This is a genomic window from SAR202 cluster bacterium, assembly GCA_016872355.1.
Lineage (GTDB): Bacteria > Chloroflexota > Dehalococcoidia > Lucifugimonadales > VGZY01 > VGZY01.
Genome location: VGZY01000012.1, coordinates 40542 through 50090 on the forward strand (window position 1 = coordinate 40542; position 9549 = coordinate 50090).

6 protein-coding genes and 1 pseudogene are annotated in these 9549 nt (G+C 58.6%); 1 reads left to right on the forward strand and 6 read right to left on the reverse strand.

The features are described 5' to 3' along the window. Positions 1 to 54 precede the first annotated feature (54 nt). From FJ319_04565 to ftsY, 6 genes and pseudogenes are all read right to left on the reverse strand, one after another. On the reverse strand, positions 55 to 921 hold the full coding sequence (locus FJ319_04565; protein MBM3933564.1) for an HNH endonuclease: 867 nt from the start codon (positions 919 to 921) through the stop codon (positions 55 to 57). Positions 922 to 1051: 130 nt separating this feature from the next. Next, positions 1052 to 2130 (reverse strand): annotated as a pseudogene (locus FJ319_04570) (site-specific DNA-methyltransferase). Positions 2131 to 2243: 113 nt separating this feature from the next. Beyond that, positions 2244 to 4535: a TIGR03663 family protein gene (locus FJ319_04575; protein ID MBM3933565.1), complete on the reverse strand. Its 2292-nt coding sequence runs from the start codon at positions 4533 to 4535 to the stop codon at positions 2244 to 2246. Between the two features lie 32 nt (positions 4536 to 4567). Beyond that, the gene (locus FJ319_04580) at positions 4568 to 4990 is read right to left on the reverse strand and encodes a cupin domain-containing protein (GenBank protein MBM3933566.1); all 423 of its coding nucleotides are present in this window, start codon (positions 4988 to 4990) and stop codon (positions 4568 to 4570) included. Between the two features lie 7 nt (positions 4991 to 4997). After that, positions 4998 to 7472, reverse strand: a complete 2475-nt coding sequence (locus FJ319_04585) for a hypothetical protein (GenBank protein MBM3933567.1) — start codon at positions 7470 to 7472, stop codon at positions 4998 to 5000. Positions 7473 to 7496: 24 nt separating this feature from the next. Beyond that, positions 7497 to 8525, reverse strand: a complete 1029-nt coding sequence (ftsY, locus tag FJ319_04590; protein MBM3933568.1) for a signal recognition particle-docking protein FtsY — start codon at positions 8523 to 8525, stop codon at positions 7497 to 7499. A gap of 622 nt (positions 8526 to 9147) precedes the next feature. Here ftsY and FJ319_04595 point away from each other — a divergent pair. Further along, a partial coding sequence (locus FJ319_04595; protein ID MBM3933569.1) for a LysR family transcriptional regulator occupies positions 9148 to 9549 on the forward strand: 402 nt, incomplete at its 3' end.

A 9549-nucleotide genomic window follows, 5' to 3' on the forward strand; every position in this document is an offset into this window, starting at 1 on the left:
CAATTTACGGTTGGCGTCAAAGCCCACCGGCCGGGCTGTTCTGTTCAACCCCGCCTAAATCGTTACACGACGAAGCGCATTGCCCTTAGAAATAAGCTTGAGACTTGGCCATTGATTCTTATCCGCAGGCAAATGAATTTTCCCCAATGGCATCTGAAAGTCGGCCAGCCCGCCGTCTAAGCCCAAACCCCTGAGATCGCTGACAATCTTACTATTGATGCGCATCGAAGATTTGTCGTCCAGAAAAATCAATCCTCTGTCAAACGCCTTATGATAATTAGGGGACAACACGAGCCCATTCTGCACTGCGTCGATGCTGTCGGCACCCTCAGAAACAGGCAGAATGTGCGCGGCCTCCACGATCCTAAGCTGAAGCCTGGTAACGGCACACCGATTTCCATAAGCAGTCCAGACCGTATGCCGACAATTGGCCGCTCTTGTATACGTTGCAACTTGCCGAACCACTCTCTTCCGCTCTTCGGCCACCGGTTCGAGTTCCTTAAGCTTTGGCTGGTGCTGCTCGGCGACTCTTTCAAGCAGTTTCAGGGCCTGGGCATCGCCACCGGCCTTGTGAAGTTCCTGACTATGAAATGCATAAAAGAGCAGATGGTCGGGACGAATGCCCTCTGCAATCTCATCATTACCCTTTCTATCAAAGGCGAGACCGTCTTCGAGCGCTCGGCGTACTACTCCTATATCAATCTGAACGGAAGATGAGCCCGGAGTGAATGTCGAGTGCTTTGTTAGATCAAATCCAGCAAATACTCCAGTGTTTGGTTCATAACCTAGCAAAAGCGTATGCTGTGGTGACAAGTTAAGCGGCGATGATACCGAAGTCATTTGAATTCGGTATTCATTTGGCAGACTAGGCCGACCTCCGAATGTAAGTCTCCACGCATATACCCAAACCTCCGCTTGCATATCCAGATTCCTTATCAGAAATCTGCGTGGATTGTTTCTCCTGCTAGCAAGAACAAGACAGGTCGAGCTGGATTCCGCGAGTCAGTTGATAAAGGCGTTCGTTACGTTTTCAGCGGGAGTCGCGGGCATGTTAATCTATATCCACTAGCGGAATTTGCCGGTTGGCCCTATTGGAAGGCTTTGCAGGGCGGGATTCGCCCCCGTCAGATGGAAGTGGGTTATCAATTATCCCATTCCATAGCAGATCCGGTCGAGGGATTGTGTAGGTAGTCTGGGCCATGCTGGGCTTTTGGTTAAAAAGAGGCACGGGGCCATCGAAGAATCGACCGCGTGCACCTGCAAGATAGTTCCTCTCGATTTCTCCAATTATCCATCGTCTCTCCAGCCTCTCAGCCACTTCGCCAGTCACGCAGCTACCACCGAAAGGATCCAAGACTATATCGGTGACATCGGTCAGAAATCTTATGAAGCATCCCGGTATGGTGGCAGGAAATCGGGCCGGGTGGGGAGTGAGTCCGTTGGTCTCACAATACTTTAAGTATCTGGAGTTGCTTTCAGTATTAGCAACCGCGATTAGGTTTGGAGATATGGCGGCACCATTGTTCTTATTAAACTTAGCGCTGATCTCATGACCGCTTGGACGACGCTTCGCCTTATATCCATTGGCCAATAGCCTGTTCATGCTATCGCTATATGGGGTCAAAAGCCTTCGGTTGCTAGCGTTGGGCCAAGGAGTAGGAGAAAGCCAAAAAATAGTCTTGACCGCGTCCTTGACTCTGATACGCCGAATGTTCACCCACTTAGCCGGTGTTGGTAACCTTGAAGGGTTCCACCAGTAAAATTCCTGGGCAAGATGAAAACCGAACTCCTTACACAACATTATGACCAGTTCATATTGATAGAGGCTCTTTGTTGGCAGGCCAGACTTCCAAGCGCCACCTATGTCAATTACTAGGGAGCCTCGGGGTTTCAATACTCGAATAAATTCCCTTGCAAATGGGCGGAACCAATTCACATATTCGTCAGCGTCAGCGTTACCGTATTCCTTTTTTCTACAAGCCCAAATGGAGGACTGGTGACTATCAAATCTATAGTTTCGTTTGGGATCACTTCGCGCAGCAGAACCACGGAGTCGGCCCAGTAGGCGGTGCCATATTCCGTGGTGAACATAATTTCCGGCTTTTCCGGCCTTGAAGACTTCTGTTGCATGATATCCAAATACCGTTGGTGGAAAGTGCTGATGAAACCCGGAGCATTCGGATTATCCATTACAGCACAATAATTGTCTACAAGTTAGAACATTTGTCAAGTTTGATGGGTTGTCACTTCAGTTCGGGTCCGTAGAGGTGGCGCAACTCGGGGCGGATGTAGAAGTAGGCATCCTCGCTGCCCAGCGGCGTGCTGAGCTTGCGGCTCATGAAGTAGTCCATCGCAACGCGCCAGGGCTCGCGGTCCGGAATGGACTTGATGAATTTGGCAATCGACATGCCTCGGTAGTTCTCCGGGAACCACCAGCGGTGCTTCAGCCTCTCGCCTGCCGTGAACCTGTCGCCGAAGTTATTGCCCACCGCGTAGTTGTTCGAAGAGTGGACCAGCACCACCGCGGAGTCCGGCGGGTCTATGCTGGACTTGCCGGAGTAGTTGATGAACTCCAGCCGGTTGCGGCCGCGGAGGTACCAGTGCCAAGGCCATGCGAAGCCGCTGTTGATATCGACGGTCACGAGATTTGCCGTCGCGGCGCCGTTCGCCTCGTCGATCGCCGGCAGTGCGCGCGCCAGCTTCACAAGGTCCGGCGAGGACTGCGTGTAGACCATCATGTCTATCGGCGTGTCCCCGTTCAGGTACGCAACGCGAATGGAGGCCCGGATTGTGAGCACCATCAGGACGATCGTGAGCGGAATCAGCGCGTAGCCGGCCGCGTTGCGGTACCCCACCCTGTTCGCCATGACGATGAAAAGCGCCACAGCCGTGCCCAGGACGAGCGCGGAAGCCCCCGCCACAGCCGCTGCGGGCAAGTCCGTGCCGTCCATCCCCGCGAACGCGAGCCGCCAGCCGGCGTACAAACCCGCGGGCACAGCGGCGCCGATCACCACCGCCCCCGCGACGCCCAGCCTGCTCCACTGGATGCGCAGCAGGACATCGCCCAGGAACTTGCCTGAAAGTACGATGAACGGCAGCGCCAGGTGCATTTCCAGCCATGGCATCTTCTCGCTGGCAGCCGTGTAGAGAACGAACGACATGACGACCCAGTAGACCAGGAAGATACCGAACCGGTCGCGCTTCTTGAGGTAGTAGATGCCCGCTATGACGGACAGTATCGCCGGGAGGAACTCGTATACCGAGGTCATGACAATGTAGTAGTACCAGGGCTGGTTGCCCCGCGCCTCGCCCTGTTGCACGATCCAGTAGCCAAGGCCCTGCCACATGCCCGAGCCGATGCCGACCAGGTTGGTGAAGTAAGTAGTGAGGATGATCGCCCAGATCACCCAGAAGATTACCGCCGCTTTCCACCACACGCTCCGGTTCCACTTGAGTCCGAAGTAGATGCCGGCAGCCAGGTATGCGACGCAGATAATCGCAGCGATGACCATGCCGCCTCGCACCGGCGCGCCGATGGGGGCAGTGCCGTCCACAGGGGCAGCCAGGGTGATGCCCGTCCACTCCAACAAAGGAGAGTGCTGGAAGACCGCGATTGCGGCAGACCAAAGGGGTAGTGTTACGGTGATGTAGATAACGAGCAACGTCGTGGCCCGTGATGGGGCTCTGAACTGCAGGCCATCCCTTATCGATACCCAGGAGCGTCCCACAAGTCGCGTGATGGCAGCGGGGGGCGTCGGATGGTCGGCCACAATGCCGCTCGTGATCGACGGCCAGTTCTTCGCAGCTATAACGATCGCGTAATACAGTCCGAACATCGCCGCGATCATGTACGCGCTTTCCTTCATTCCGAAAGCCAGCGCCAGGAACGCCGCGGTCCAGTACAGGTAACGGTTCTTGCCCTCGTCGAAGTACCTCCACATGGCGATGACGAGCCCGATTGTGAACAGCACCATCAGTGTGTCTTCGCGGGCGAACCGGTTGTAGTAGAGGATCGAGGGCGAGACCATCAGCATGAACGAAACGATCGCGGCGCCGAGGTTCCCAAGCCGCGCGCGAAAGAAGAACGGCATACCCACTGTAATTGTGCCCAGGGTCGCGTACATCACCCTGCCGGTGAAGTCGGTGTCTCCGAATATCCTGAACACAACGGAGTTAAGGATCATCTGGAGCGGGGCATGCATCATTGGGTTGTGGCGGAAGACGCTAGTCTCGGCAAGCTCCCACGAGTAATAGACGTGGAGGCTCTCGTCGTGGTGCATCGCTCGCGCGTCCAGGTCCCAGAAGCGCAGTACGGCGGCGGCGGCCATGATCGCCACGTAGAAGGCGATTATCCACCAGCGCGGCATCGTGCGGCGGAAGCCCAGCGGCTCCCGCTCTCGCAAGTAAACCACAGCCGTGTCCACCAGCGATTCCGAGTGACCGTTGGACGCGACGCCGTTTGCCGAAGGCCCGGTCCCGGCTTCGTTTACCTGCCCTTCCTGGGCCGGATCCTGTGTCTGTTTCGTTTCAGCCATTAGCTCCCGGACCCTCTCCGCCTGATCGCCTGCTACCCTTCATATAACGGTCCGTCCGCCGTTCCGGTAACCTCCGTGTCAACCGGCCAGTGGTCGGGCACACGGTAAGCCTCATCCTGGCCGGGCCAGGGAGGCATTGTGGCAATAACAAACCGCAGCGGCGCGCTGCCTGTATTCCTGAACTGAAAGTGCGCGCCGGTTGGAATTGTCAGGCATGAACCCGGGACAACATCGACCACCCTTTCGTCATCGCCTAGCCTGCGCCAGACCTGGCCGAACCCTTCAAGGAAGAACCAGATCTCTTCAATAGTCCGGTGGGCCACGGCCTTGCTGGCGCTGCCCTGGGGAAGCGAGCAATGGACCATGCTGGCACGGCCGGTCTGGAGGAGCAACCTTATCTCCGAGCCGTCCGGCGCGAGCGCATCGTACCGCGACGGGAGCTGGGTCAGGTCCATCCGAGCCTCATCGGGGCCGGAATACCGTCACGCCGCCCTGACTGAACACGGCGTCCATGAACCTCGCGAACTTTACCATCCCCTCAGCGCCGTACATCTGCGTTTCCCGAAAGCCCACATATACATAGTCTACACTGTACTTGGAAAGAAGCGTCCGGGCCTCCTCCGTGTCCTGTGTCCGGTAGATGATCTCTATATCTTGCTCCCTGCCGTCGTAAGGGGCGGATGAGCCCCGCCACTGCGATTCGTGGCCCTTCCACCCGAGCACGGTGGGTATGCCGGTGCTGGCGGATACGCGCCCGTGAGGAGTGTAGTCGTCCCCCACGGCCTCCAGTATCACGGCGCCGCGCGGGGCGTTTTTGCGCAGGTATTCAATGGCATTGTACTCTGGCTCCTCGAATCGCTGAATGTAGGCCAGGCCGTCGAGAGTTGCGTCGTTCGCCCATTCGCCCTTGGACGCGGCGGCGGCAGGGGTGTAGTAGAGCGACATCGCAAGCAGCCCGGCGAACGCCGCGCCCCAGAGCACGGTGGCGAGCGTCTTCGCCCCTGAACGTCCCGCCCGAACCGGTGCAGCAGGGGGCGTTGAACCGTTGTCTCCACCGGAATCGCCCGCAGTCGCAGGGTTGGGAGCAGCCACGGCAACCACGGGCCTCTCATACTCCAGGGCCGGCGCTTCGCCCTCGTACACCTTCGTGACCATCGACAGCCAGTAATAGGCTGCGAAGCCTGCCGCGACCGACAGGATTATCCACGACTGGTAGTAGAACTTGAAAACGGTGTTCATGCGCTCCAGCGCGCCGCCGAACGAGTCGTTCACGTACAACATCTCCGGCCCCATGATAAGGAGCAGGCCGAGCGCCGACAGCGCGAGGGCGAATATCCTCCCAGCAGGAGGCTTCGGAAGCCTCGCCACCCAGGTGGCGGTGTAGACCGCAATCGAGATGAGCATCGCGAACGGCAGAATGTGGATAAGCCGTACGATGATGCCGGTCATATGGCTCCCCTCCTTGTCCAGGTAGAGGACCGACCAGATGACGTATGGCACGAAGCTGATAGCTAGCGCCACGACGGTAACGCGGGCCCAGTCTTCCCGCACCGTCGTGTTCCAGAATGTGCCGATTATGAAAGGGATAACGGCCGCGAGGAATAGTCCCCATACCAGGAAGAGGTGAAGCGGGCGGCTGGCGTCGTTCCCTACCGCGCCGAAGCCGGACACCTGGCTGGAGAATTTCAGCAGGTACGGCACAAGCAGCACCACCGCCACGGCCAGTGCGACCAGCGCCACAGGTAGCGCATCTCGCACGATCGCCCGGACGCTGGCCCCATGCTCTGAAATGACCTTGAGCCCGGCCATGCCCGCCAGCAGCGCCCAGAAGACCGGCAGGTCCCACATGTTGGTGAAGCCCAGACCGGCAAGCATGAAGCCCAGCACGAGGATGGAGACTGCGGAGCCGCGGTCCAGCGGCCACACCCGAGGCATGGGGGCGCGGAAGAAGTTCCACGCCGCCGCGACAAACATCAATACGAATGGAACCGACATCACGTGGGGGTGGAGGTCGCCCAGGATGTAGCTGAAAGCGGGGAACTCGTGGATTGTGTAGTCGGTAAGCTGGTTGCCCGCGTCAAAGCTCGCGATGACGCGGGTGGCGCGCCACCACCACCAGTTCTCAGTCGGCCACCAGCTGTCGCCCTGAGGTGTGGGCGCGCCTCGGATGCCTTCGATGCGCAGCCAGTCCCAGAATCCTGCCCCGCCCATGCCGTTCGCGCGCATAAACTCCAGCACGCCCTCCAGGTTACCCGCCACAACAAGGATCACCACCGCGGTAATGCCCGCCATGAAGGCAAAGCGGAGCTTCGCGCCTTCGGATGTTACCAGCCCGCAAACCAGGCCGAAGGCCGCCGTCGCGGCCATGGCTGGAACGAGGGTGAGGGAGAGGTTGTAGGCCACCGAGGGCAGGATGCCGGTCAGATTGGTGAGCGTGGCCATCATCCAGTAGCCGAAGTAGTAGTAGCTTATTGTGCTGCCGGAGAGCCATGGGTCCTCCGGCTGTCCCCAGAACGAGCGCACGGAGGCGTTCAGGAAAGCGAAGTCCATCGGCTGCTCGGTATGGGTTATCGCAGCGGCGTGCGCCCTGTAGAGGGTCCACCCCGCAAAGACAGCGAGGAACACGATTTCGGACGCAATGACGATCTTGCCCTGCCGGGAGAAGAACTCCTTCATTGCGGCCGCGTTCCGGTACGCCAGCACGCCGGAGGCCGCGATAATGGCGCCGAGCAGCAGGGCTACCGACCACTGTGTGCTCGGTAGAACGTGGACGAAGCTAAGCAGCCATGAGGGATACGCGAGCAGCAGCAGGCCGAAGGGCTTGGCGATGCTGTAGCCCCGGTCCCTTAGAAAAGGGAAAACCCTGAAGCAAATGGGGAATGCGGCCAGCCCCACGAGCTCGATGGCGACCAGCCAGAGTATGATATCCAGGATCACAGGTGGCCCTCTCTAGACCCTCATTCAGGCAGATGAAGCGTGCCGGCGCGGTCCGAACATCGCCTCCACAAACTCCCGCGGGTCAAAGGCGGCAATGTCGTCCGGCTGCTCGCCGGTGCCGATGTACAGGACCGGCACCTTGAGGTCGTTGGCAACCGCCAGCACGATGCCGCCTTTGGCGGTGCCGTCCAGCTTGGAAAGGAATACGCCTTCGCATCTGACAGCGTCCGTGAACGCCTTCACCTGCAACAGCCCATTCTGACCGGTCGTCGCGTCAAGCGCCAGGACCACCCGGATGGACTCCTCGTCTCCCTGCCTCGCCAGGACGCGCTGGATCTTCTTGATCTCCTCCATGAGATTGACCTTCGTGTGGAGGCGCCCGGCAGTGTCTATTATGAGAACGTCGACGCCCCGGCTTTTGGCAGCCTGCATGGCATCGAAAGCGACGGCGCCCGGGTCCGCCCCGGGCGTGTGGGCGATAACATCCACTCCGAGCCTCTTGCCCCATGCCTGGAGCTGGTCGATCGCCGCTGCGCGGTAAGTGTCCGCCGCGCCGAGGAGCACCTTTTTGCCGCTCTCCTTGTACAGGTTGGTGAGCTTGGCGATGCTTGTCGTCTTCCCTACACCGTTCACGCCGACCATCAAGATGATCAGCGGCGTCTCGCGGACCTCCAGCGCTCTGGATGGGTTGCCCACCTCGAGCATGTAGACCATTTCGTCCTTGAGGATCTCGAAAGCCTCTCCCGGATCGTCCACCTTCTCGTACTTGACCCTCTCCTTGAGCGTGTCCACCAGGTACTGGGTAGCGTTTACGCCGACATCGGAGGTGATGAGTATCTCCTCCATCTGGTCCCAGATAGAGTCGTCCAGCTTTTCCCCGCTGAAGAGGGTGGCCATCTTGCCGAAGACACCCTTCTTCGTCTTTTCGACTGCCAGTTCGGTCCTGGCCTTATCTTCTTTGTCCTTGCGCTTCAAAAAGCCAAACAAAGGGACACCTGGTCTTCTGATAGGGGTTAAGAGCAATGGCGGAAAGGAACGTGAATCCGCGCTCATTGTAGAGGTTAGCATGAGTCCATAGGGCTCACAAGACTTCAACAAAGCCGGGGCGACAGCTTTAAGGCCTGGGCCGGTTGCAAAGTAAACAAAAAGAGGCCCCGAATTGATCGGGGCCTCTTTTGAGCGAAGGACCCCCGATGGTGTGGTCGGTCCACCAGGGGTCCATTTAGGCCGGTGATAACAGGGGTTCTGACCTTCAACGCGGTAACCGGCGCCCGCGCTGGGCCTCCAAAGGAGTGAAGCTCGACTGTCAGGTTGTTCGCTTGTTATCAGGACCAGTCATTACCTGACTGCTAACTGCCAACTGCTGACTTAATTGTCGTAGGTCTTCGCGATGGACATGTAGTCCTTGCGGGCCTGGTCGCGCGTCGGCGCGCCGGCGCCATCGAACCGCTGCAGCGACTCGAGATAGCTCTCGAAAGGCCACGTGGTGGCGGTCTTGCGGATTGCGTTGATAATCTTCTGAATCATTTCTATTCCTCCCCGATGCGGCTCATCTCTTGGGATTAGGCGGCCGTCATCGCTATCACAAGGACTATTCTGCACCCACTCTATTATTTTGTGAATACATATGCGGTAATATTTAGTATCATGTTTCATAATACTGCGGCGGTGTCAAATGGAGATAAAAGAGCTTAGAAGCTTCTGTGCCGCGGCCCGGCTACACAGTATTTCCCGGGCGGCAGAGAAGCTGGACCTGGGCCAACCGACGGTAACGATGCACATCAAGCGGCTCGAGGATGAAATGGGCGGGCCGTTATTCGACCGCGTGCGCCGGCCCATCCAGCTCACACCGGCGGGGACGGCCCTCCTGGAGCTGGCAACGCCGCTGGTGGAGGGCATCGACGCGCTCATGGTGAAGGCGCACGTAAAGGAGGAGGAGTACCCCGTCAGGGTTGCCTCAACACACGTTATGATCGGTCACGCGCTTCTGCGAGCCGTGCGCGTATTCCTGAAGCGGTATCCACATGCGCACCTGCGGATACGGTCCGGGACGATGCATGAGGTGCTCAATATGGTG